The sequence below is a fragment of the Extensimonas vulgaris genome (genome assembly GCF_003337425.1).
Taxonomy (GTDB): Bacteria; Pseudomonadota; Gammaproteobacteria; order Burkholderiales; family Burkholderiaceae_C; genus Extensimonas; species Extensimonas vulgaris.
In genome coordinates, this window is sequence record NZ_QPJU01000004.1 from 177,639 (window position 1) to 200,293 (window position 22,655).

At 65.2% G+C, this 22,655-nt stretch carries 18 protein-coding genes; 7 read left to right on the forward strand and 11 right to left on the reverse strand.

Features of this window, described 5'->3' with window-relative positions; translation table 11 throughout:
- Positions 1 to 14: 14 nt before the first annotated feature.
- Together DFR45_RS07925 and DFR45_RS07930 are read right to left on the reverse strand one after the other, a co-directional pair.
- Positions 15 to 1,739: a flavin-containing monooxygenase gene (locus tag DFR45_RS07925; RefSeq protein ID WP_241659371.1), complete on the reverse strand. Its 1,725-nt coding sequence runs from the start codon at positions 1,737 to 1,739 to the stop codon at positions 15 to 17.
- Between the two features lie 27 nt (positions 1,740 to 1,766).
- Entirely contained in the window at positions 1,767 to 3,392 is a 1,626-nt protein-coding gene (locus tag DFR45_RS07930; protein ID WP_206665067.1) for a flavin-containing monooxygenase, read from the reverse strand.
- Positions 3,393 to 3,760: 368 nt separating this feature from the next.
- On the opposite strand from DFR45_RS07930, the gene DFR45_RS07935 reads away from it, so the two are divergent.
- The gene (locus tag DFR45_RS07935) at positions 3,761 to 5,752 is read left to right on the forward strand and encodes a sigma-54-dependent Fis family transcriptional regulator (RefSeq protein ID WP_114483158.1); all 1,992 of its coding nucleotides are present in this window, start codon (positions 3,761 to 3,763) and stop codon (positions 5,750 to 5,752) included.
- Between the two features lie 38 nt (positions 5,753 to 5,790).
- Here DFR45_RS07935 and DFR45_RS07940 read toward each other — a convergent pair whose 3' ends face one another.
- Together DFR45_RS07940 and tsaE are read right to left on the reverse strand one after the other, a co-directional pair.
- Positions 5,791 to 7,362: an N-acetylmuramoyl-L-alanine amidase gene (locus tag DFR45_RS07940; RefSeq protein ID WP_114483159.1), complete on the reverse strand. Its 1,572-nt coding sequence runs from the start codon at positions 7,360 to 7,362 to the stop codon at positions 5,791 to 5,793.
- Positions 7,359 to 7,904: a tRNA (adenosine(37)-N6)-threonylcarbamoyltransferase complex ATPase subunit type 1 TsaE gene (gene tsaE / locus DFR45_RS07945; RefSeq protein WP_114483160.1), complete on the reverse strand. Its 546-nt coding sequence runs from the start codon at positions 7,902 to 7,904 to the stop codon at positions 7,359 to 7,361. The genes DFR45_RS07940 and tsaE overlap by 4 nt, the downstream gene beginning before the upstream one ends.
- On the opposite strand from tsaE, the gene queG reads away from it, so the two are divergent.
- Positions 7,887 to 9,002: a tRNA epoxyqueuosine(34) reductase QueG gene (gene queG / locus DFR45_RS07950; RefSeq protein ID WP_174564682.1), complete on the forward strand. Its 1,116-nt coding sequence runs from the start codon at positions 7,887 to 7,889 to the stop codon at positions 9,000 to 9,002. The two genes, tsaE and queG, sit on opposite strands and share 18 nt — an antisense overlap.
- Before the next feature lie 14 nt (positions 9,003 to 9,016).
- Here queG and DFR45_RS07955 read toward each other — a convergent pair whose 3' ends face one another.
- Positions 9,017 to 9,928, reverse strand: a complete 912-nt coding sequence (locus DFR45_RS07955; RefSeq protein ID WP_114483161.1) for an AEC family transporter — start codon at positions 9,926 to 9,928, stop codon at positions 9,017 to 9,019.
- Between the two features lie 276 nt (positions 9,929 to 10,204).
- Between DFR45_RS07955 and DFR45_RS07960 the strand changes: the two genes are divergently transcribed.
- The 3 genes from DFR45_RS07960 (at position 10,205) to DFR45_RS07970 (ending at position 12,981) form a co-directional block, all read left to right on the forward strand.
- On the forward strand, positions 10,205 to 11,167 hold the full coding sequence (locus tag DFR45_RS07960; protein WP_114483162.1) for a tripartite tricarboxylate transporter substrate binding protein BugE: 963 nt from the start codon (positions 10,205 to 10,207) through the stop codon (positions 11,165 to 11,167).
- A 49-nt stretch (positions 11,168 to 11,216) separates the two neighbouring features.
- Complete coding sequence (gene xerD, locus DFR45_RS07965; RefSeq protein WP_114483163.1) at positions 11,217 to 12,158, forward strand: site-specific tyrosine recombinase XerD; 942 nt, start codon at positions 11,217 to 11,219, stop codon at positions 12,156 to 12,158.
- Positions 12,159 to 12,288: 130 nt separating this feature from the next.
- The gene (locus tag DFR45_RS07970) at positions 12,289 to 12,981 is read left to right on the forward strand and encodes an SH3 domain-containing protein (protein WP_158636980.1); all 693 of its coding nucleotides are present in this window, start codon (positions 12,289 to 12,291) and stop codon (positions 12,979 to 12,981) included.
- 965 nt (positions 12,982 to 13,946) lie between these two features.
- On the opposite strand, the gene folK is transcribed toward DFR45_RS07970, so the two are convergent.
- The 4 genes from folK to hda form a co-directional block, all read right to left on the reverse strand.
- A complete protein-coding gene (gene folK, locus DFR45_RS07975) occupies positions 13,947 to 14,414 on the reverse strand; it encodes a 2-amino-4-hydroxy-6-hydroxymethyldihydropteridine diphosphokinase (protein ID WP_114483165.1) in 468 nt (155 codons plus the stop codon).
- Positions 14,415 to 14,513: 99 nt separating this feature from the next.
- A complete protein-coding gene (gene pcnB, locus DFR45_RS07980; RefSeq protein ID WP_114483166.1) occupies positions 14,514 to 16,208 on the reverse strand; it encodes a polynucleotide adenylyltransferase PcnB in 1,695 nt (564 codons plus the stop codon).
- On the reverse strand, positions 16,205 to 16,891 hold the full coding sequence (locus DFR45_RS07985) for a histidinol-phosphatase (RefSeq protein ID WP_114483167.1): 687 nt from the start codon (positions 16,889 to 16,891) through the stop codon (positions 16,205 to 16,207). Before DFR45_RS07985 ends, pcnB begins: the two co-directional genes overlap by 4 nt.
- A 45-nt stretch (positions 16,892 to 16,936) precedes the next feature.
- Positions 16,937 to 17,617, reverse strand: coding sequence for a DnaA regulatory inactivator Hda (gene hda / locus DFR45_RS07990; RefSeq protein ID WP_114483168.1), 681 nt, complete (start codon positions 17,615 to 17,617; stop codon positions 16,937 to 16,939).
- Positions 17,618 to 17,819: 202 nt separating this feature from the next.
- Between hda and purM the strand changes: the two genes are divergently transcribed.
- Together purM and DFR45_RS08000 are read left to right on the forward strand one after the other, a co-directional pair.
- Complete coding sequence (gene purM / locus DFR45_RS07995) at positions 17,820 to 18,884, forward strand: phosphoribosylformylglycinamidine cyclo-ligase (protein WP_114483169.1); 1,065 nt, start codon at positions 17,820 to 17,822, stop codon at positions 18,882 to 18,884.
- Positions 18,885 to 19,010: 126 nt separating this feature from the next.
- Positions 19,011 to 20,030 carry an AI-2E family transporter gene (locus tag DFR45_RS08000; RefSeq protein ID WP_114483170.1) on the forward strand — a complete coding sequence of 340 codons (1,020 nt, stop codon included), beginning with the start codon at positions 19,011 to 19,013 and terminating at the stop codon, positions 20,028 to 20,030.
- Between the two features lie 23 nt (positions 20,031 to 20,053).
- Here the strand turns inward: DFR45_RS08000 and recN are convergent, their stop codons facing one another.
- Both recN and DFR45_RS08010 read right to left on the reverse strand, forming a co-directional pair.
- Complete coding sequence (recN, locus tag DFR45_RS08005; RefSeq protein ID WP_114483171.1) at positions 20,054 to 21,745, reverse strand: DNA repair protein RecN; 1,692 nt, start codon at positions 21,743 to 21,745, stop codon at positions 20,054 to 20,056.
- Positions 21,746 to 21,747: 2 nt separating this feature from the next.
- Complete coding sequence (locus tag DFR45_RS08010; RefSeq protein ID WP_114483172.1) at positions 21,748 to 22,644, reverse strand: NAD kinase; 897 nt, start codon at positions 22,642 to 22,644, stop codon at positions 21,748 to 21,750.
- Positions 22,645 to 22,655: the final 11 nt, after the last annotated feature.

The following is a 22,655-nucleotide window of genomic DNA, read 5'->3' on the forward strand; positions in this document are numbered from 1 at the left end:
GCTAATCGACAGCTTCAGCCAGACGCGCGCTCCAGAGGCTGGAATGCAAAGCCTTGGTATTGCGCATGCACCACGTCGGCGAGCTGCTTACGATAATTCCCCAAGCCACCCAGATAGAACATCACGGCATGTTCTTTACCAGGGATGTTGGCGCCGAAGATCCACGATTCGACCTTGGGGAACAGTGTCATTTCGGCAATTTCCTTGCAAGTGCGGCTCCAGCTTTCTTCGGCGTCGTGCGTTGATTCGGTCGTTGCAAGCCCGTGCTGGCGCATGTGGGCGATCAGGTCGGCGATCCATTCGACCTGCGTTTCGATCGAGGGCGGCAGGTTCGTGAACGGGCCGTTCGGGCCGAGAATCATGAACATGTTGGGAAAGCCGGCAGTCGTGATGCCCAGGTAGCTGGTGGGCCCGTTTTCCCAGTGTTCACCGATGCTCTTGCCACCGCGCCCGCGCAAGTCCATGCGGCGGTAATTGCCATCGACGGCATCGAAGCCCGTGGCAAAGACCAGCACGTCCAGCTCATGTTCCACGCCATCGGCAGTGCGAATACCTTGGGGCGTCATCGCGCTGATCGGTGTGGCTTTCACGTCCACCAGCGAGACGTTGCTGCGGTTGTAGGTGCGGTAGTAGCCGCTGTCGCACAGCGGGCGGCGGGCATAGAGGTCATGGGGCGTGAGCTTGCGTGCCGTCTCGGGGTCGTGGACGATTTCGGCGATCTTGTGGCGTATGAAAGAGGCTGCGGCCTCGTTGGCCTGCGGGTCGGTCGCGATGTCGCCAAAGGTGCCGAACATGAAGTAAAAGCCATTTCCCTCATTCCAGGCTTCCTGGAAAACGCGCTGGCGCTCTTCCTCCGAGACGCTCATTGCCGGAACCGTGCTTTCGGCGAAGCCGAATGCCACAGCCGATTCGCGCACCTGCTGCCATGTCTGGCGGAAGTTCTGCTTGGTTTCAATGATTTCGCGTTTCGATACTGCCCGGTTTCCGGTCGGCACGCTGTATTGCGGCGAGCGCTGAAAGACCGTGAGGTGTTTGACCTCTGGGGCGATGGCGGTAATCACCTGCACGCCTGTCGAGCCCGTGCCGATCACGCCCACGCGCTTGCCGCGCAGATCGACGCCCGCAGGCCAGGCCGCCGTGTGGTAGATCTCACCTTTGAAGCTGTCGCGCCCCGGAAAGTCGGGGATGTTGATGGCGGAAAGCAGCCCGAGTGCCGTGACGACGAAACGCGCGGTATAGCGTTCGCCGCGGTCTGTGCGTACTTCCCAGGTGCCGCTTGGCTCGTCGAAGCGCATGGACGTCACGGTCGTATTCAATTGGATATCACTGCGCAGGTCATAGCGATCCGCTACCTGTTCCAGATAATCCAGGATTTCCGGCTGGGTCAGGTACCGATTTTTCCATTCACGCTCTTGCAACATCGTTTCGTCGAACGAGTATTGGTAGACGTGGCTGTGCGTATCGGACAAGGCGCCGGGGTAGCGATTCCAATACCAGGTACCGCCGATGCCGCCGGCCTTGTCGAATACGCGGGTTTTGAGCCCGAGCTGATCGCGCAGTTTGTGCAGCATATAAAGCCCGCCGAAACCTGCGCCGATGACGATGGCGTCGAAATCCAGCGATTGCGGGGAGGTGCAAGCTTGACTGGTGCTGGGATGCAAGGCATTCATGTGAGTGTCTTTCGGAGAATTGGTTGTAATATGAAACCATCCATACAATGGCTTTTGCATGGATGGCATTCAAATATCCTTCAGGGTCAGCTTGTTTTATGACAAGGTAAAACCTTCATAATTTCGTGCGGCGTTTTCCTTGAATTTTTGTACGTAGGTCGGCAGACCTCCGGGATAATTGAGAATTTCTTTCGGTTTGCCTGGAATGTTGGCGCCCATGTACCAGGAATCAGCTTGCGGAAACAAAGTATGCGCGGCGGTCTCTAGATTGTGTTGCCGCCATGCCTCTTCTGCGGCCGGTGTGGCTTCGACGCGTGTAATTCCCTGATCGCGTAAATCCTTCAGCATTTGCACGATCAAATCTCCTTGGATTTCTGCGGCGCTGGGGCCGTTGCAAAAACCGGAAGGGCTTTGCGGCCCATACAGGAAAAACAGATTCGGAAAGCCGCTCGTGGCGATACCCAGCTGCGTGCGTATGCCATCTTTCCATTTTTCTTTGATGTTTGGCACATCACTGCCTGCGATATTGATGCGGGTGATGCCTCCAGAGACGGCATCGAAACCCGTGGCGAATACGATGATGTCAAGGTCGTGTCGCCCATCTTTGGTCTTGATGCCACGCTCGTCGATTTCTGTAATCGGCGATTCACGCAAATCCACCAGCGCGACATTGTCCTGAGCGAACACGTCGTAATAATATTGCTCCAGCGAAGGTCGCTTGGCGCCCCAGGGGTGGGGTGGCTCGGTGGGCGCGAGCTTCTCGATAAGCTCCTTCTTTTTGATGCGCTGGCGTGTCTGGTCGCGCCAGAAGTCGTATGCAGTGCGGTTTGCTTCGGCATTCATCAGCACATCGTTGTAAGTGCCTAGCCAGAATGGAAAGCCCCCTTGTTCCCAAAGCTCTTCATAAACGGCGTTTCTTTCTTGCGGCGAAACCGCCAGTGCGGATTCATCCCGGAAGTCGAAGTCAAAGCCGCCGAAGGTCTCTGCGCGCCGCGCGAAGCGCGCCGGGTAATCTTTTTTCATGCGCTCATTGTCTGCGGCGCTCAGGGGGCGCTGGCGCATCGGTAGTGCGAGCATGGGCGTGCGCTGAAAGACCGTGGTATGGCTGGCTTTGCGACTGGCTTCCTGGATGACCTGGATGGCGCTGGCTCCGGTGCCCACGACGCCCACCTTTTTTCCTGTCAAGTCCAAACCGCCCTGTGGCCAAAGCGCCGTATGGTGCATTTCACCCCGGAACAGCTCCTTGCCCGGAATGGCAGGGATGTAAGGCGCAGAGGCAAAACCCGTACACAGCAAAACATGCCGTGCACGTACCGTTTTTTCGTTTTGATCCTGCACGACCCAGTGGCGCTTGCGCTCATCAAATTGGGCCGACGTGACTCTGGTATTGAGCTGCACGTCTTTTGCCAAATTCAGATGCTGGTCCACGTGGTCGAAATAGGTTCGCATTTCGTTCCAGCTCGGATAAAGCTCGCTCCAGTTCCAGTCTTTCCAGAGATTCGGGTCAGAAAACTGGTAGATCGCCGAGTAAGTATCGACACGTGCACCCGGGTAACAATTCCAGTGCCATATGCCGCCCACCCCGCCACCTGCCTCGTAAAGCCGGACTTTCATTCCCAGGTTGCGCAAGCGCTCCAGTTGATAAAGTCCCGCAAATCCGGCGCCGACGATGAGTGCGTCAAAATCCGTGTCTCCTGCCATCACATTTCCATTGTTTGCCATCATGTTGCTCCTCCAGTCTCCACAGACTGGCGAGGGCTTGCCAAGCAAATCGAATGCCAGCCATCTTGCTGTGAAGCCATGCCTTACGCCATGTTCATGGAATGACGTGCTGGTCTATTGCAGTGATGTTTGGGGCTGGATGCATGACGCAAGAATGTTCCACTCTGGAACAGCAGGTGTAGCAATTGCAAACATGGAAACCTGCAGTTGCAGATTTGCCACCCTGAGGTCAGGGTATTCACTATGGTGATTGGTGCCGATCTGCGTCTAAATACAAGTTCCTGACCCAGGTCAAAGCAAGGTGCCGCATAAACAGTGCAGGCGCGTCGTGGCATAGGGCAGTTTGCAGCAGAACGAGGAGACAAGGCATGGCATTGGCTGATGGACGAGCACCCGCAATCCGCACCGGCAGCATGGACGAGGCGATGCGTGTGTTGCGCATGCGCGAGGCATTCCTGAGCGGGGGCACGCCTGTGCACGGTTGCGTCAGTGAGCTGGTCGTCGAATCGTGGCGGCGTTGTCGCGACAAGCGGGTCGATCCCGGCTTGCCGGCGGCGCCGGTCGATGCGGCGTATTTGGAGGTGGCGCAACGCGAACAAGGTGCACTGCTCGACGCAGCGCGCCCGGTGTTGCGCGACATGGAGGATTCACTTGCGGATGCGGGCGCAATGGTCTTGCTTTGCAACGGGGCTGGCGTGATCTTGCAAGCCTGCGGTGCTCCAGCGACCCGCGATGCAGGCGCCGAGGTAAACATCGTTCCCGGTGGCATCTGGGCAGAGGGCGCAGCTGGCACGAACGCGGTGGGGATGGCGATTGCGCTGGACCGCCCGGCTGTGATTCGCAACGTGGAGCATTACTGCGACGCGGTTACACGCTGGAGCTGCGTCGCCAGCCCGATCCACGACCCGCTCGACGGCCGACTGATCGGCGTGCTCGACCTGTCGCACTGCGAGCAGGTGTTCGATGATTACGCGCGCTCCTTGGTGCTTTCTTCAAGCAAACGCATAGAGCAGGCCCTGGATTGCGCACGTCTGCGTAGCGAAACCATGCTGGTCGAGGCTTACCTCGAGCACAGCGCCCGGCAGGGCAGCGACGGCGTGTTGCTGCTCGATCGGCAAGGGCGTCTGTTGCGCAGCAATGAACATGCGCTCGAAGCCTTGCGTGCGTACGGTGTGGAACTGGCGCTGCGGCGTGGCATGGCGCTCGGGGGTGAATGGCAGGCGCAGGGCGTATGGCGTCCGCCGGCATGGTTGCAGCCGGATTGGGTGCGCCCCATTTTCCAAGGGCAGGACTACGTGGGCATGCTGGTGCGCATTCCGCGTCTGTTGCGGCGTGCGCCTGCGGGCGTGGGCGCTCCTTGCGAGTCCACCGCCATGGCACCCGAGCCCGACACGCTCGATCCGCGCCTGCGTGGGCACCGTGGCGCCGCCATGCGCAAGGCCGCGATGCAGGCGCTGCGGGTCGCCGTGGTCGATGTGCCGGTGCTACTCGAAGGGGAAACGGGCACCGGCAAGGAAATCATGGCGCAGGCCATCCACCGCGCCAGCAAGCGCGCAGGCAAACCCTTCATCGCCGTGAATTGCGGCGCCATCCCCCGAGAGTTGCTCGCGAGCGAGCTGTTTGGCTACGTCGAAGGGGCGTTCACGGGTGCGCGCCGCGGCGGGCAGGCCGGGAAGTTCGAGCAGGCCGACGGCGGCACGCTGTTTCTGGACGAATTGGGCGAGCTGCCGCTCGACTTGCAGCCCTATCTGCTGCGGGTTCTCGAAGATGGAAAGGTCACGCGCCTGGGCAGCGACAAGCCACGCGCGGTCAACGTGCGCATCGTCGCGGCGACGAACCGTGACCTGCGCAGCGCCATGGAAGAAGGGCGCTTTCGCAGCGACCTGTATTTCCGCTTTCGCGTCGGCATTCACTTACCGCCACTGCGCGAGCGCCGTGAAGACCTCGATCGCTACATCGACAACGCGCTGGCCGAGGTTGCGCAGCGGCATGGCATCGTCAAGACCGTCTCTGCGGCGCTGCGCGCTTTTTTGCACGGCTACGACTTTCCCGGCAATTTGCGCGAGTTGCATAACCTGATCGAACAAATGGCGGTGATGAGCGATGGCGGCGAGTTGGGCCTGGAACATTTGCCCGAGCACCTTCATGCAGCACAAGTTACTTGCGCGGCGCCCCCCAGCGGGATGGCGCCGTCCATGGCGCCAAGCGCCGCCCCCGGCATGCTCAAGGAGATCGAGTGGCGCACGATCGTCGAGGCGCTGCGGCTCGAGCAGGGCAACCGCAGTCGCACAGCGCGCCGGCTCGGCATCTCACGCACGACCTTGTATCGGCGCCTGGTGGGCGGCGAACACGCCCTCTGAGCTTTGTGGGTTAGCACCGGGTGTCTCGCGTACCTTGCTTAGACCGAGCGGCTGCGCGCGAGCGGCGGGTTTTTGGCGAAGTAGCGCTGGATGCCGCGCATCAGCGCGTCGGCCAGGCGCTCCTGGTATTCGCGGCTGCGCAGGCGCGCCTCTTCGTCGGGGTTGCTGATGAAAGCGGTTTCAACGAGCACGCTGGGGATGTCGGGCGCCTTGAGCACGGCAAAGCCGGCTTGTTCCACGCGCGGCTTGTGCAGCTGGCCCACGTTGCTGATTTCGCCCAGCAGCGCGCTGCCGAGCTTGAGGCTGTCGTTGATCTGCGCCGTGGTGCTCATGTCGAGCAGGGCGCGTTGCACATGCTGGTCTTGTACGCGCACATTCAGGCCGCCGACCAGGTCGGCCTGGTTCTCTTTGTTGGCGAGCCAGCGCGCGGCGGTGCTCGAGGCGCCGCTCTGGCTCAGGGCGAACACGCTCGCGCCGCGCGCGGCTGGCGTCGTGAAGGCATCGGCGTGGATGCTCATGAACAGGTCGGCCTGCACACGCCGCGCCTTTTCCACGCGCGTGCCCAGTGGCACGAAAAAGTCCGCGTCGCGCGTGAGAAAGGCGCGCATGGGGTTGCCGTTCACGCTCGTGGCGTTGATGCGGTCGCGCAGCAAGAAGGCGATGCGCAGCACCACGTCCTTCTCGTGTGTGCCTGCGGGGCCGGTGGCGCCGGGGTCTTCGCCGCCGTGGCCCGGGTCTAACGCGACGATGATGATGCGGTCGGTCTGGCGCGACGTCGCGCCCGTGCTGCTGCGCGCGGTGGCGGGCGGGGTAGCGGAGGTGGCCGTGGGTGCAGAAGGTGAGATCGTGGCGGGTGAGGTCGTGGCGGGCGCGGGGGCTGCGGCTACGTTGACAGGCGGCGCACTGGGTGCTGCTGCCGGCGCTGGGCGGGCCGTGCGCTGGGTGATGAGCTCGCCGAGCGGGTCTGAGGCTGCGCGCGCCGCCGTGGCGGAGTGCGCTGCGCTGCTGGGGCTGGCGGCTTGCACTGGTGCGGGCGGCGTGGCAATGGGTGCCGAGGCAGCTTTGGCCGCGGCGGTGGTGGAAGAGGGTGCCTGCCCCTGGGCCGTTGCGGGCGCGTCGCGCAGGCGCTCGGCGATCAATGCTTCGAGCGGATCGACGGGCCGCGCTGGGTACAAATCGAGCACCAGCCGGTGCTGGTACGCGGCGACGGGCTGGAGCGTGAAGACCTGCGGCTGGGCTTCTTGTTTGAGGTCTATGACCAGGCGCACCACGTTGGGCGCGTACTGGCCCACGCGGATGCCCGCGATGTTCGGGTCGTCGGCTTTGACCTTGGCCACGAGTTCGCGCAGCGCCGGGTTCAGGTCTATGCCTTCGATGTCCACCGCGAGGCGCGGCGGTGCGTTGACAAAGGTCTGCCGGGTCACGAGCGGCGCATCGGATTCGATGGTGACGCGCGAATACTCGGGCGCGGGCCACACGCGCACGGCCACGATGGTGGCGCCGCGCGCGATCTGTTGCACGCCCAGCAGCAGCACCAGGCTGCCAGCCTGCAGCAGCGTGCGCCGTGGCAATCGGGGCGTGAAGGGGGATGGAGCTTGCAAAGGCGTCATGGCGATGCACGCAGGGCTTGCAGCAGGTGGCGCCCCGTAGCGCTCGCGGCCTGCAGCGTAGCGCGCCTGCTGGTGTCGTCGATTGCTTCTATATTAATAGCTATATCCGCAGGTGGAATGAGCGCTGCAGCCTTTTCTGGCCATTCAGCGAGTTTGAGGCCGGGGGCAGCGAAGATATCGCGAAAGCCGGCGTCTTCCCACTCGCGCGGGTCGCTGAAGCGGTAAAAGTCGAAGTGCCAGACCGGCAGACCCGGCAATTCGTAAGGCTCGACCACGGCGTAGGTCGGGCTCTTGATGCGCCCCTGCACGCCCAGTGCGCGCAGCAGATGGCGCACGAGCGTGGTCTTGCCTGCGCCGAGTTCGCCGTGCAGCGTGATGAAGACGCTGGCGTCGGGCGGCAGCGCCTGCAACTGCGCCGCGAGTTGCTGCGCGAAGGCGGCGGTGTCGTCCTCGGTGCGCCAGAGGCAAGCGAGGGCGCCGCTGTGCGCTGCAGCGCCTGCTGCGCTTTCTACAATCGTGTCGGTATGGGGTGTGACAGTCAAATCGTTCCTCGAATCCAGGCGTGGGGCCGCGAGCTGGGATTTTCCCAAATCGGCGTGGCGGGCGTCGATTTGTCCGCGTGCGAGTCCGGGTTAGTGCAATGGCTCGCGCAAGGGTTCCACGGCACGATGGACTATATGGCGGCGCATGGCTTGAAGCGTGCCCGCCCGGCCGAGCTGGTGCCGGGCACGGTGAGCGTGATCACCGCGCGCATGGATTATCTGCCGCGCATGGACGCCGCTGGGTGGTCGGCGCAAGGCGATCAGGACTGGCGCACCGTCGAATGGGCTCGCCTGGAGCGCCCGCACGAGGGCGTGGTTTCACTCTACGCGCGTGGGCGCGACTACCACAAGGTGCTGCGCGCGCGCCTGCAAAAGCTCTGTGACCGCATCGCCGCGGCCGTAGGGCCGTTTGGCCACCGCGTGTTCACCGACTCGGCGCCGGTGCTCGAGGCCGCGCTGGCCGAGCGCAGCGGCCTGGGCTGGCGCGGCAAGCACACGCTCGTGATCGACCGCGCCGCGGGTTCGATGTTTTTTCTCGGCGAAATTTATACCGATCTGGTGCTTGAGCCCACGCAGCCGGTGCCAGAGCACTGCGGAAGTTGTAGCGCCTGCCTGAGCGCCTGCCCCACGGGGGCGATCGTCGCACCCTACCGGCTGGACGCACGGCGCTGCATTTCCTACCTGACCATCGAACACCCGGGCGCGATCCCGCCCGAACTGCGCCCGCTGCTGGGCAACCGCATTTACGGCTGTGACGACTGCCAGCTCGTCTGCCCCTGGAACAAGTTTGCCCAGCGCAGTAGCCTGCCTGACTTCGACGCGCGCGCCGAGCTCACGGGGCAGCGGCTGGTGTCGCTCTTCGCCTGGGACGAAGCCACGTTTTTGCGCCGCACCGAAGGCTCACCGATCCGCCGCATAGGCCACGAGCGCTGGCTGCGCAACATCGCAGTGGCGTTGGGCAATGCGCTGCACAGCCGCAATGACGCAGTGCAGGGTGAAGAGCAGGCCGCGATGCGCGCCGCGCTGCAGGCACGCTCTGGCCACGCAAGCCCGCTGGTGCGCGAACACGTGGCCTGGGCACTCGCGCAGGGCGGTTGAGGCTCGCGCCGGATTCAAGCCCCGCGCAGCACGCTGAGCGCAAACGGCAGGCTCAGCATGCCGAGCAGGGTGGACAGCGTCACGAGACCGGCCACGTAAGCGCCGTTGTAGCCCATGCGCGCGGCCAGCACGTAGCAGGTAGAGGCCGTGGGCAGGGCCGTGAAGGCCAGCAGTATCGTGGTTTGCAGTGCGTCCAGCCCCCACAGGCGCGCAAGCACGCTGGCTATCAGCGGCTGCAGCAGGTGGCGTATGCCCAGCACCCCGGCAGCGAGCAGTTTGCCGCGGTGCAACAGGCCCAGCTGCATGCCCGCGCCCGCCGACATCAGCCCGAGCGCGAGCGAGGCCGCGCCGACGCGGCCGACGGCGGGCTCCAGCCAGGTGGGTATGCGCAAGCCCAGCAGGTTGGCCGTGAGCCCGGTGACGGTGGCGATGATCAGTGGGTTGCGCAGCAGCTCGCGCACGAAGCCGCGCTCGCCATGCCGCGCCATAGGCCAGACCGCGGCCACGTTGAAAATCGGCACGCACACGCCGATCAGCACGGCGATCAACAGCACCCCTTGCGTTCCGGCCAGGCGCTCGGCCAAGGCCAGGCCGATGAAGGAGTTGAAGCGAAACGCCACCTGCGCGCTCGCCGCGTGGTCGCGCCGGGGGATATGGCGCCCGAGCCAGGGCCAGTGCGGCAGGCTGTAGGCCAGCGCGATGCCCGCGAGCCCCGAAAGCACGCCCGCCGCGAGCAGGTTGGCGGTGGCGTGCAGTTCGATGGGGCTTTTGAGGATGGAGTGAAACAGCAGCACCGGAAAGAGCAGGTAATACACCAGGCTCTCCACGGGCTGCCAGATGGAGCGGTCGAGCGCCGTAAAGCGGCACAGCAGGTAGCCGGACAGAATCAGCGAAAAATCGGGGAAAAGCAGTTGCGCGTAGTTCACGCACCTAGTGTAGTGTTCGACGCTATCTGCGACGTAAAACCGCGTCTTTTCGGTCTGGGCCGCGTTGCAAATCCTCGCGATACCACCTGGTATCGCTGCGGTTTGCGCCTTGCCCAGACCAAAAATCCATCGGTTTTATTGGTCGCATCAAGCATCAGACACTACACCAGCATAGCGGCAAAGATGCCGGCAAAAATGCTGGCCAGCCAACGCTATACAGCCGCGCGGCATGTGCGCATACCATACTATGGTTTTGTTTTTTCCAGGAGATACCCCATGCACCGACGTACTTGGCTTGCCCTGGCGCTGGCCGCTGCGGCAGGGTCCGCCGCAGCGCAAGGCTACCCCAACAAGGTCATCAAACTGCAAGTGCCGTTCGCACCCGGCGGCACGACCGACATCATTGCGCGCGTGATCGCCGATCCGCTCGGGCGTGCGCTGGGGCAGAGCGTGATCGTCGAGAACAAGAGCGGCGGTGGAGGCATCGTGGGTGCGAACGAAACGGCGAAGTCGCCGCCGGACGGCTACACCCTGGGCATTGCCACGGTATCTACGGTCGCGGCAAACCCCGCCATCAACCCCAAGACGCCGTACCACCCGCTGACGGACTTCACGCCCATCACCAACGTCGCGGCCACGCCCAACCTCATCGCAGTGCACCCCAGCTTTCCGGCCAAGGATTACAAGTCCTTCGTTGCGGCGCTCAAGGCCGCGCCAGGCCAATACTCGTATGCGTCCTCGGGCACGGGCGGCATAGGCCACCTGCAGATGGAGCTCTACAAAAACCTCAGCCACACCTTCGTCACGCACATTCCGTACCGCGGCGCGGGGCCGGCGCTCAATGACGTGGTGGCCGGGCAGGTACCCATCATCTTCGACAACCTGCCCTCGGCGCTGCCCTTCATCAAGGAAAAGCGCCTCGTGCCCATCGTCGTCGCCGCGCCGCAGCGCGTAGCGGCGCTGCCCGACGTGCCCACATTCAAAGAGGTGGGCCTGGAGCCGGTGAACCGCATGGCCTTTTACGGCATCGTCGGCCCCAAGGGCCTGCCCAAAGACGTGGTGGACAAAATTTACGCTGCCACGCGCAAGGCGCTCGAAGATCCGGCCGTGCGCAAGCGCATCGAGGACACGGGCTCCATCATCGTCGGCAACACGCCCGAGCAGTTTGCTGCGCAGATCCGCGCCGAGTACGAGGTCTATAAGCGCGTGGTGGCGCAGCAAAAGCTCTCGCTGGAATGACCAAAGCACGGCAGCGCTCTTTTACGCGACCCGAAAATATGAGCAAAATATGCCTTTTGCGCAGTATTCACGTGCGCAAGCAGCTCCTGAATTGATTGCGCAAAGCCACCTGGCCATAGACGCCTTCATCGACGCCCTGTGGCTCGAGGACGGCCTGGCGCGCAACACGCTCCAAGCCTACCGGCGCGACCTGCGCCTGTACGCCGAGTGGCTCGCGCGCCAACAGCCGCCCATCGCGCTCGACGCCACGGCCGAGCACCACCTGCAGTCCTACTTTGCCGAACGCCACACGCAAAGCCGCGCCACCTCGGCGAATCGGCGCCTGTCGGCCCTGCGGCGCTACTTTCGCTGGGCGCTGCGCGAGCGGCGCATCACGGCCGACCCCACGGCGCGCCTCGACGCCGCGCGCCAGCCGCTGCGCACCCCGCGCACGCTGACGCAAGCGCAGGTCGAGGCATTGCTGCAGGCGCCCGACGTGGCGAGCGCGCTGGGCCTGCGCGACCGCGCCATGCTTGAGCTGATGTACGCGAGCGGCCTGCGCGTGAGCGAACTCGTGGGCCTCAAGACCTTCCAGATCGCGCTGCACGACGGCGTGCTGCGCACCCTGGGCAAAGGCGCGAAGGAGCGCATGCTGCCCTTTGGCGACGAGGCCAGGGAATGGCTGTTGCGCTACGTGCAAGACGCACGCCCCGCGATCCTCGCTGGCCAGCAGAGCGAGGACTTGTTCGTGACGCGCCGCGGCGCCGGCATGACGCGCGTGATGTTCTGGATGCTCGTCAAAAAATACGCCGTGCAGGCCGGCATCACCGCGCCGCTCTCGCCCCACACCCTGCGCCACGCCTTCGCCACGCACCTGCTCAACCACGGCGCCGACCTGCGCGCCGTGCAACTGCTGCTGGGCCACGCGGATATCTCCACCACCACCATCTACACCCACGTGGCGCGCGAGCGCCTCAAGACGCTGCACGCCCAGCACCACCCGCGCGGGTGAACGCGCCAGCAGCTCGCGCGTTGAACAAGTATGCACGCGCTCACTGAAGGTAAAAAATAAGAAAAATATGCCTCAAAGGCAGATATATCAAGCGCAATTAGCTCTTATTTTGAAAGCAAAAGGATTTGCCATGAAAAAATTCACCATGGGGGCCGTTCTGGCCGCAGCGCTGGCCGTGCCGGCATGGGCCCAGGCCCAAACGGCCTACCTCTCGGCCACGGTCAATCTGCGCGCCGGACCAGGACAGGTTTATCCGGTCGTCGCCGTGTTGGGCAGTGGCTTGGCGATCAACGTGCAAGGATGCCTGAGCGATTACAGCTGGTGCGACGTGGTAGCCGGCCCCTACCGCGGCTGGGTGTACGGCGGTTACATCACGTATCCCTACCAAGGAACCTACGTGCCCGTGCCCGATTACGGCCCGGTGATTGGCATAGGCATCGTCAGTTTCACGCTCGGCGCCTACTGGTACGACCACTATCGCGACCGTCCGTGGTATGCAGAGCGTCACCGGTGGGAGCATGGCCCCATCCATGATGGGCACCGCCCGCCTCCGCCGCCACCCTATCGGCCATCGCCTGGTTACCAACCCCCACGCTTCCATCCCCCACGCAATCCGCCGCCCCCTGGGCCGGGGCAGTACCGCACGCAGCCGCCTGAGCCACAAGCACGCCCCGGAGCCGAAGGGCCCCAGCGTTTTCCCGAAGGGCCAAGACACGACCCCGGTGCCATGCGCCCCCCTCGTGGCGAACCCCGCGGCGAACCCCACGGCGAAGGCCCGCGGCCCGACCGCGGCAGCCCAAGATTTGGCGAGCGGGGGCATTGAACCCAGATTGTCCATTAGGCGGTGCTGCGCACCTACGCGGGCGTTGGCGGACGTCTGCCGGTCATTTCGGCCGCGGCTTCGGCGTCTATGGCACTGGCCATGGACTTCTCACCCGCGACCAAACTGCCACGCCAGCCGCCTCGCCACCATCCCGCGTCCTAATGAACAATCTGGGTTGAACCCAGGTTGTTTGCGCGCCTACGTGGGCGTTGGCGGACGCCGGAAGCTATTTTATTTTGGCTGCCGCTTAGTCGTCCATGGCTCGGCCGTGTGCTGATCTGTCGTGATCAAACTACTCGGTACGGTTTCCTTGGCTGGGCATGCTGGCTTGGGCGCTCAAGCATGTCTATAACGTCCCCTATCAGGGTGGCGGTGCAAGCATGTGGCCCATGCCCAATCATTCGCGGGCGCCGCTGCGGCGGTTGTGAGGTTGGCAGCCCATGCCATTTTTCAGCGCAAAAGGCGGGCGGAGAGAACTTCTTGAAAAATGCCCGTCAGGCAACCTACAGACCGAGAAGGCGTACCTGTACTGGGTGCGATTTTTCATTCGCTGGCATGGCCGTGCGCGGGATAAATTAGGGTCAAATTTCGATTATCTGCCAACGCCGCACCACAAAGGCCGAGCGCAGCGATGGCCCGTGTGGTATTTCAAGCCCTTCTGCCTGCGCCGAGGAGCGCAGCGCCCGGTGGGAAAAAGGCGCACGATTGTTTGAGCTCAGCGAGTTTCGCGCGACCCCGCCGGGCGTGAGCACCGCAGGTTGCCCTGACCGCCGCGAGGCGGGCAGGGACGCAGGCAGCAGGGTCGCCTTCTTTTGCCTTTTTTTCTTGGCGAGACAAGAAAAGAAGGTGCGCCGCCGGGCGCACATCCCGGCATCCGCACTTGGCCTAAGCGCCCCCGCCATTACGAATCTGCTCCCAATGGTTCCCCTGGCGTTGGCAGACGAACGCCTGAAACCGGCCCTTGATTACCCCAGCCGTTCCACCCGCTGCCCCTGCACCGCTCGCAGTTGTTCGGGCGTGACGCGCTCGGGTGCGATTTCGGCCAGCGGCAGGAGCACGAAGGCGCGCTCGTGCATGCGGGGGTGTGGCACGGTCAAGGTGGGAGTGTGCAGCTGCAGCTCGCCCCACCAGAGGATGTCCAGGTCCAGCGTGCGCGGGGCGTTGCGATAGGGGCGCTCGCGGCCTGCGGCGTGCTCCAGATTTTGTAGGGCTTGCAGCAGCGCCTGCGGGCTCAGCGTGGTGAGAATCTCGGCCACGGCGTTGACGTAGTCCGGCCCCGTGGCGGCGACGGGGGCGCTGCGGTAGAGCGATGACTGGCGCAGCAGCTGCGTGCCGGGCAGGGCGGCGATGCCTTGCAGCGCCTGGCGCAGCGTGGCGGCGCAGTCGCCGAGGTTGGCGCCCAGGCCGATGCCGGCGGACACGGCTTCCACCATCCGCACCGCCGCCGGGCTAGCCGAAGGTGGTGCGGCGTTCTGGGCAGCGCCGTTGGGGTGGTCGGTGCGCCTAGGTGGGGGCATGCGGGCGGGAATCGGTCAGTGGGAATCAGGCACAGCGTTCGGCGCGGCGCCCGATTCGGCATTTCTGCCAGCGGCGTTGGCGCCTGCGTCTGTTCCAGCGTCTGCGTGGTTTGACGCGTCCCCCCCGGCTTCTGCGCCCGTGCCTTGCGCGGCGGGCTTGCGGCGGCGGCGGCGGCGTTTTTTCGGGGGCTGGTCTGCGTCTGCGGCTTCGTCGGCAACTGCATCGGCGGCTGTAGAGGGTGCCGGCTCTGCAGTCGGCGGCGTGCCGTCCTCGGACGGTGGAAGTGCCGCGCGCCGCGGCTTGGTGGGGCGTTTGCGCGATTTTTCCTGACCTTTTTGCTCTTCGCGCGCCTGTGCGATCAGGTCGGCGCGGCGCTCGTCGTCGGCGTTCTGGAAGTCTTGCCACCATTCGGCCAGGGCTTCTTCGACTTCGCCTACGTCGGCGCGCAGGCGCAGAAAATCGAAGCCGGCGCGAAAGCGCGGCTGCTCGACAAGGCCAAAGGGCGTGTTGCCGGTGCGCTTTTCGAAGCGCGGCTGCATGACCCAGATTTCGCGCATGTCGGCCGCGAGTTTGCCGCGCCCGGACACGTCGCCGATGCGTCGCTCGAACACTTCGTCGATGGCCTCGTGCAGCGCGGGCAGGGGGTGCTGCGTGTGCAGGCGCTGCTGCCAGGCCGCGCGCACGTCGTCCCAGAGCACGCAGGCGAGCAGAAAGCTCGCCACCACGGACTTGCCTTCGGCCACGCGCCGGTCGGTGTCGAGCAGCGCGGCGCGCACGAAGGGGGTGTCGGCGCGCTCCACCACCATGTCGAGCAGCGGGTAGATGCCGCGCGCGAGCCCGAGTTTGCGCAGTTGTTCGACCGAAGCGATGGCGTGGCCCGTTTGCAGCAGCTTGAGCATTTCGTCGAACATGCGGCTGGGCGGCACGTCGGCGAGCAAGGGCAGCGAGGCTGCGAGCGGCGCGGCGGTCTGCGGCGCGAGCGTAAAGCCCAGCGCACTGAGCTTGGCGGCAAAGCGCACGGCGCGCACGATGCGCACCGGGTCTTCGCGGTAGCGCGTGGCGGGGTCGCCGATCATGCGCAGGAGTTTTTTCTGCGCGTCCTGGATGCCCTTGTGGTAGTCCACGACGATCTGCGTTTCGGGGTCGTAATACATCGCGTTGATCGTGAAGTCGCGCCGCGCCGCGTCTTCTTCCTGCGAGCCCCAGACGTTGTCGCGCAGCACACGCCCCGAGGCATCGACGGCGTGCTGCACGCCCGCGAGCGCCTGGCGCGAGCTTTTTTCGTTGCCGCTGACCTGCTCGGCCGCGGCGCTGTCGAGGTAGGCGCGGAAGGTCGAGACTTCGATCACCTCGTGCTCGCGCCCGCGCCCGAACACCACGTGCACGATGCGAAAGCGCCGTCCGATGATGAAGGCGCGCCGAAACAGCTGCTTGACCTGCTCGGGCGTGGCGTTGGTGGCCACGTCGAAGTCCTTGGGGCGCAGGCCCAGCAGCAGATCGCGCACCGCGCCGCCCACGATGTAGGCCTCGAAGCCCGCCTGTTTGAGCGTGTGCACCACCTCGGCGGCGCGGCGATCGACCAGGTTCGGGTCTATGCCGTGCACGCTCGCGGGCACCTCGGCGCGCCGGCCGAACGAGGGCTTTTTCTTGGTCTTGGCGCTGCCCGCGGGCGCTTTGCCCAGCAGCTTGTCGATGAAGTTTTTGATCATGAGGCGAACAGGTCCAGAATGCGCCAGCCGCGCTCTTGCGCGAGGGCCCGCAGGCGCGGGTCGGGGTTGGTGGCCACGGGGTGCTCGACTTTTTCGAGCAGCGGCAGGTCGTTCATCGAGTCGCTGTAAAACGTGCTTTCGATGTCGTTCCAGCGCCAGCCGCGCTGGGCCAGCCATTGTTCCATGCGTTGTACCTTGCCTTCGCGCAGGCAGGGCACGCCCTCGATTTCGCCGGTGATCCAGCCGCTGGCATCGCGCGCCAGGCGCGTGGCGAGCAGCTCGGGCACGCCCAGCGCGTCGGCGATGGGGCGCGTGACGAATTCGTTGGTGGCGGTGATGATGAGCACATGCTCGTCCGCCGCCTGGTGCTGGCGCAGCAGCGCGAGCGCCTCGGGTCGGATGGCGGGCGCGATCACTTCGCGCATGAAGCGGGCCTGTGCGGCGGCGGCCTCCTGCGGGCCACGCTCGCGCAGCGCGGCGGTGGCAAAGCGCACGTAGTCGTGGATGTCGAGCGTGCCGGCCTGGTAGTCGGCATAAAAGGCGTCGTTGCGGCGCAAAAACTCGTCGCGGTCGTGCCAGCCGATGCGCACGGTGAATTCGCCCCAGGAATGGTCGGAGTCTATGGGCAGCAACGTGTGGTCCAGGTCGAACAGCGTGACGCGGGGGCGGAGCGGGAGGGTCATGCGCAGGTCAAAGGTGGTATGAAAATAATAGCTGCTTGCGCCCGTTCAAAGGGCCTCCAGCATGGTTTTGAGCAGTGGAATCGTGACGGCGCGCTGGGTGCGCAGGGCGAAGGTGTCGAGCGCATCGAGCAGCTGCATGAGGCTGCCCAGGTCGCGCGAAAAGCGCTGCAGCATGAAGTCCAGCACCTCCTCGCTCAGGCGGATGCCGCGCGCCGCGGCCTGCGCGCGCAGCACGGCGCGGCAGTCGGCTTCGCCCAGCGGCTGCAGCTGGAACACATGGCCCCAGCCCAGGCGGCTGCGCAAGTCCTCGCGCAGCGGCAGGTCGGCGGGCGGCAGCGCGCCCGCCGCAAGCACCCAGCGCGGGTGGCCGCTCGCAGGATGCAGGGCGTTGACGAACCAGTTGAAGGCCACCGCCTGCCGGGCGCTGTCGTAGGCGTGCACGTCGTCGAGCAGCACTGCGGCCCAGCCTTCGTCGAAAGCGGGCGGCGCGGCCGTATCGGCAGCCAGCCAGCCCACGCTTGCGCCACGCCCTTGCAAGTCGGCGCGCACGGCCTGCAGCAGATGCGTTTTGCCGCTGCCGGCTTCGCCCCACAGGTAGGTGGGCACGGGCGCTGCAGATGCGAGCATCAGGCGCAAATGCTGCAGCGCGGCCGCGTTTGGGCCGGCGTGAAACTGCGCGAGCGAGGGCGGCGGGGCCAAGCCCAGGTCCAATGCCAGTTGTTTCATGGAGGCTTCATCGTGCGGGCAGCGAAGGGAAGGGGGCGAAGGCCGAGGGCATGCTGGCTTGGAATGGAGGGCAGGCTTGGGGCGCAAGGGGCGTAGCGAACATCAGGCCGCCGAAGGGAAAAGCGGCGGGGCAGGCCACCCGGCACCGTAGAATCGGCGCGAATTTTAGTCTGCCGTGCACGTTCGCCCGTGCCGCCTTGCCATGAGTGCTGCTGATCCTATTACTACCCCCCTGTCGTACAAAGACGCCGGCGTCGATATCGCTGCTGGCGACGCTCTCGTCGAGCGCATCAAACCGCTGGCGCGCAAGACGCTGCGCGAAGGCGTGCTGGCCGGCATCGGCGGCTTTGGCGCATTGTTCGAGGTGCCCAGGCGCTACCGCGAGCCCGTGCTCGTGAGCGGCACCGATGGCGTGGGCACCAAGCTCAAGCTGGCCTTCGAGTGGAACATGCACGACACCGTGGGCATAGACCTGGTGGCCATGAGCGCCAACGACGTGCTGGTGCAGGGCGCCGAGCCGCTGTTCTTTCTCGATTACTTCGCCTGCGGCAAGCTCGACGTCGATACCGCGGCGGCCGTGGTCGGCGGGATTGCGCGCGGCTGTGAGCTCGCGGGCTGCGCGCTCATCGGCGGCGAGACGGCCGAGATGCCCGGCATGTACCCGCCCGGCGAATACGACTTGGCCGGCTTTGCCGTGGGCGCGGTCGAAAAGTCACAGATCCTCACGGGCCAGAACGTGCAGGCGGGCGACGTGGTGCTGGGGTTGGCCTCGAGCGGCGTGCACTCCAACGGCTTCAGTCTGGTGCGCAAGTGCCTGGAGCGCGCCGCGGCGCAATTGCCCGCAACGTTGGACGGCAAGCCCCTGCGCGCCGCCATCATGGAGCCCACACGCCTGTACGTGAAAAGCGTGCTCGCCGCGCTCGCGCAGCACCCGGCGCAGGGCAGCCGCGGCATCAAGGCGCTGGCGCACATCACAGGCGGCGGCCTGCTCGAAAACATCCCGCGCGTGCTGCCCGAGGGGCTCGCAGCGCATCTTGTGAAGGGTAGCTGGCCGCAAACCGAGCTGTTTGCCTGGCTGCAACAAACTGCGGGCATCAACGACGTGGAGATGAGCCGCACCTTCAACAACGGCATAGGCATGGTCGTGATCGTGGCCGAGGCCGACGCCGATGCCGCGAGCAGCACGCTGCGCGCCGCAGGCGAGCAGGTGTACCGCATAGGCCGCATCGCAGCGCGTGGTGCGGGTGCAGCGGTGGTGGTGGCGTGAGCGTGTGGGGCACCAATTTTGGCCCCCAACGCAGGCAGCCCACTTCGCTATAGGACTTCCGCAAACAAGGGAGCACCGGGGATTTTTCGATGGGGCGGATGCATTGCCTAAGCCCGATTTGCGTGATTGAGTGCCGTGCCAAACTCCTCATCCTCCTCGCGTGCCGTAAAGCTTGCCAGCTACGTGCTCATGGCGTGCGCGCTCGTGCTCATCTTGCGCTACCACTTGCTGCCGGGCCTGCTGGCGGTGTGCCTGGGGTTTCTGGGCGCCCGTTGGCTCGGCATGCGTCTCGGCGGGTTCATGCATTCGGGTGCAGCGGCGAACCTCGCGGCCGCTGCGATCGTGCTGATGCCCTTGCTGCTGATTGCCGCGGCCTTCCCTTATACGCGCGGTGTGGTGCTCGATGCGCCCGCGCAGTACCGTGAGCTGCTGGCCTTCATGGCGCGCACGGTGCTCGAGCTGCGCGAGCGGCTGCCGCCCGACATTGCGAGCCAGCTGCCCGAAGGCGCGGCGGAGATCCAGCGCGTCCTTGCCGCCTATCTGGGCAGTAAAGCGGGCAGCCTCGCCATTACGGGGCGGGCCTGGCTCGCGGGCTTGGTGCATGTGGTCGTTGGTTTGATCATCGGTGCACTCGCTGCGACCCGCCCGCCGACCTTGGCGCTCAAGCCCTTGAGTGCGCAATTGCACATTCGTGTTCGGCGTTTTGGCGAGACGTTCCGGCAAATCGTGGTCGCGCAGTTTTGGATCGCGCTGTTCAACACCGGTCTGCTGACGCTGTTTTTGTTTCTCGTGCTGCCGCTGTGGGGATACCGCCTCCCATATGCGATGGTGTTGATTTTGTTGAGTTTCGTGCTCGGCCTGATCCCTATCGTCGGCAACCTGCTCTACAACACCGTTTTGACGCTCGTCGGGCTGTCGGTGTCTGCGGTGGTGGCGCTGGCCTGCCTCGTGTTTCTGATCCTGATTCACAAGGCCGAATACTTCATCAACGCCAAAGTGGTGGGCCAGCGCACGCAACTCACCGTGTGGGAGCTGCTGGCCACCATGTTCGTGCTCGAGGCCATTTTTGGCCCCGCAGGTTTGGTGGCGGCACCGCTGTTTTACGCCTACCTCAAAAAAGAGCTCCAGGCCGAAAATTTAGTATGAAATCGGCCTCTAAGCTAATTCCATCAAGCGCTACCAGCTACTGAAATGGTAGTTTTTGCAGGCGCCTGGTGCAGTGCCATGAGCATCTCGCGTGCGTGTGCCAAGGTGGTTTCGGTCAGCTCTGCGCCGCCCAGCATGCGCGCGATCTCGGCTTCGCGCGCGGCGCCTTGCACTTCGGTCACGGTGCTGTAGCTGCCGCCAGCGGCACGCTGCTTGACGACGACGAGGTGCTGGTCGGCGCAGGCCGCCACTTGTGCGAGGTGCGTCACGGCCAGCACCTGGCGCTCGCGCCCGAGCTGCTGCATGAGCCGCCCCACGGTCTGCGCCACGGCCCCGCCGACGCCGGCATCCACCTCGTCAAAAATCAGCGTCCCTGCGTCGCCGAGCGCACTGGTCGTGACGGCGATCGCGAGCGAAATGCGCGACAGCTCCCCGCCCGAGGCGACCTTACCCAAAGGCCGTGGCGTGGCGCCCGGATGCCCGGCGACGAGGAATTCCACCGCGTCGATGCCGTGCGCCGTGGCCTGTGCCGCGGGCTGCACGCGCACTTCGAACACGCCGCCGGCCATACCCAGCCCCTGCATGGCCTGCGTGATGGCGGCGGACAGGCGCGGTGCGGCCTCGTGGCGTGCGGCCGACAGCGCCTGCGCCGCCGCCCGGTAGGCTTGCGCGCTGCGCGCCTCGGCGGCCTCGAGTGCGGCCAGGTCGGCGGCGGCATCGAGGCGCTGCAGCTCATGCTGCCACGATTGCAGCAGCGCCGGCAGCTCCGCCGGCGGGCGCCGGTAGCGCCGCGCGAGCGCGAGCCATTGGGCCAGACGCGCGTCGAGCTCGGCCAGGCGCTGCGGTTCGAGCTCGGTGCGGCCCAGATAGGTCTGCAGCGAATGCTGCACGTCTGCCGCGAGCGCGAGGCAGGAGGCCAGAATTTCGCTGAGGTTGGCGAATTCGGGCTCGAGTTCGGCCAACCCTTGCAGGCGCACCTGCGCTTGCGCGAGCTGCGTCTGCGCGCCGGCGTCCTCGTGCTCCAGATGCGCGAGCGCCGCGCCCGCCGCATCGAGCAGCGCCTGCGCGTGTGACAGGCGCCGGTGCTGCGCGTCCAGCGTCTCCCACTCGCCCTCTTGCGGCGCGAGTTTTTCGAGCTCGCCGATCTGCCACTGCAGCCGCTCGCGCTCGGCGTGCAGGCTTTGCTGCGCTGCTACTGCCGCCTCCAGTGCCTGCACGTCTGCGCGCCAGCGCGTCCACAGCGTGGCCACCTCCTCGGCGGAGGCGCCCGCGTAGGCGTCGAGCAGGGCGCGCACCGCGTCGGGCCGCATCAGGCTTTGCCAGGCGTGCTGGCCGTGGATGTCGAGCAGTTGCTCTCCAAGCTGGCGCAGCTGCGCCGCCGTCGCAGGCGTGGCGTTGATCCAGGCGCGGCTCTTGCCCTGTGCGTCGATGCTGCGCCGCAGCAGCAGCGTGTCCTCGGCATCGAAGCCGGCCTCTTCGAGCCAGGGGCGCAGGGCTGCGGGGCAGTCGAATTCGGCACAAATCTCGGCCTTGGCGGCGCCCTCGCGCACCACGCCCGCGTCGGCGCGTGCACCCAGCGCGAGTTGCAGTGCGTCGATCAAAATGGACTTGCCCGCGCCGGTTTCCCCAGTGAGTACGGTGAAGCCGGAGTGCAATTCGAGCTCGAGCGCGGGCACGATCACGAAATCCCGCAGGGTGATCCGTTTGAGTGCCATGGTCAGGAAGCTCCTTCGTTCCAATGCAATTTTTTGCGCAGCGTGGCAAAGTAGTTCCAGCCCAGCGGGTGCAAAAAGCGCACTCGATATTGCGCGCGTCGCACGAGGATGCGGTCGCCATGCAGCAGCGAGGCGAGCGACTGCATGTCGAAATTCGCGCTCGCATCGCGCCCGCTCACCAGCTCGATGGCGATCTCTTCATCGTCGGGCAGCACGATGGGGCGGTTCGAGAGCGTGTGCGGCGCGATCGGCACCAACACCCAGCCCGGAATCGCCGGGTGCAGCATGGGGCCGCCCGCCGAGAGCGCGTAGGCCGTGGAGCCCGTGGGCGAGGCGACGATCAGGCCATCCGCGCGCTGTGTCGCCAGAAAGCGCCCGCCGACCTCCACACGCAGCTCCACCATGCCCGAAGTCGCGCCGCGGTTCACCACGACGTCGTTGAGCGCGAGCGCCTCGAACACCACACTGCCATCGCGCAGCACGCGCGCGTGGAGCATCGCGCGTTGGTCTTCCTCATACTCGCCTTGCAGCATGGACGTGAGCGCGGTTTGGTAGCCGCCAAAGGGAATGTCGGTGATGAAGCCCAGTCGCCCCTGGTTGATGCCGATCAAGGGCGTGCCATAACGCGCCATCTGCCGCCCAATGCCCAGCATGGTGCCGTCGCCGCCCACCACCAGCCCCAGGTCACACTGCGCACCGATCTTGGGCACCGTGAGGGTGGGGTACTGGCCGAGGCCCGTATTGGCCGCCGTCTCCGCCTCGAGTACCACCTCACAGCCGCGGCGCGCGAGAAACTCGGCGATGTCTTCGAGCGCCGCGCGGGCGCTCTCGGACTTGCCGGCTGCGTGCGTGGCTTGATATTTGCCAAAAAGCGCTACATGGTGAAAATTGGACTTCATCTGTAAATTAC

What these genes read in the sequence shown, in the direction of transcription:
- DFR45_RS07925 (WP_241659371.1), bottom strand. Translation starts at nt 1,739, where the DNA reads ATGCCATCCATGCAAAAGCCATTGTATGGATGGTTTCATATTACAACC.
- DFR45_RS07930 (WP_206665067.1), bottom strand. Translation starts at nt 3,392, where the DNA reads ATGGCAAACAATGGAAATGTGATGGCAGGAGACACGGATTTTGACGCA.
- DFR45_RS07935 (WP_114483158.1), top strand. Translation starts at nt 3,761, where the DNA reads ATGGCATTGGCTGATGGACGAGCACCCGCAATCCGCACCGGCAGCATG.
- DFR45_RS07940 (WP_114483159.1), bottom strand. Translation starts at nt 7,362, where the DNA reads ATGACGCCTTTGCAAGCTCCATCCCCCTTCACGCCCCGATTGCCACGG.
- queG (WP_174564682.1), top strand. Translation starts at nt 7,887, where the DNA reads ATGGGGTGTGACAGTCAAATCGTTCCTCGAATCCAGGCGTGGGGCCGC.
- DFR45_RS07960 (WP_114483162.1), top strand. Translation starts at nt 10,205, where the DNA reads ATGCACCGACGTACTTGGCTTGCCCTGGCGCTGGCCGCTGCGGCAGGG.
- xerD (WP_114483163.1), top strand. Translation starts at nt 11,217, where the DNA reads ATGCCTTTTGCGCAGTATTCACGTGCGCAAGCAGCTCCTGAATTGATT.
- DFR45_RS07970 (WP_158636980.1), top strand. Translation starts at nt 12,289, where the DNA reads ATGAAAAAATTCACCATGGGGGCCGTTCTGGCCGCAGCGCTGGCCGTG.
- folK (WP_114483165.1), bottom strand. Translation starts at nt 14,414, where the DNA reads ATGGTGGAAGCCGTGTCCGCCGGCATCGGCCTGGGCGCCAACCTCGGC.
- pcnB (WP_114483166.1), bottom strand. Translation starts at nt 16,208, where the DNA reads ATGATCAAAAACTTCATCGACAAGCTGCTGGGCAAAGCGCCCGCGGGC.
- DFR45_RS07985 (WP_114483167.1), bottom strand. Translation starts at nt 16,891, where the DNA reads ATGACCCTCCCGCTCCGCCCCCGCGTCACGCTGTTCGACCTGGACCAC.
- hda (WP_114483168.1), bottom strand. Translation starts at nt 17,617, where the DNA reads ATGAAACAACTGGCATTGGACCTGGGCTTGGCCCCGCCGCCCTCGCTC.
- purM (WP_114483169.1), top strand. Translation starts at nt 17,820, where the DNA reads ATGAGTGCTGCTGATCCTATTACTACCCCCCTGTCGTACAAAGACGCC.
- recN (WP_114483171.1), bottom strand. Translation starts at nt 21,745, where the DNA reads ATGGCACTCAAACGGATCACCCTGCGGGATTTCGTGATCGTGCCCGCG.
- DFR45_RS08010 (WP_114483172.1), bottom strand. Translation starts at nt 22,644, where the DNA reads ATGAAGTCCAATTTTCACCATGTAGCGCTTTTTGGCAAATATCAAGCC.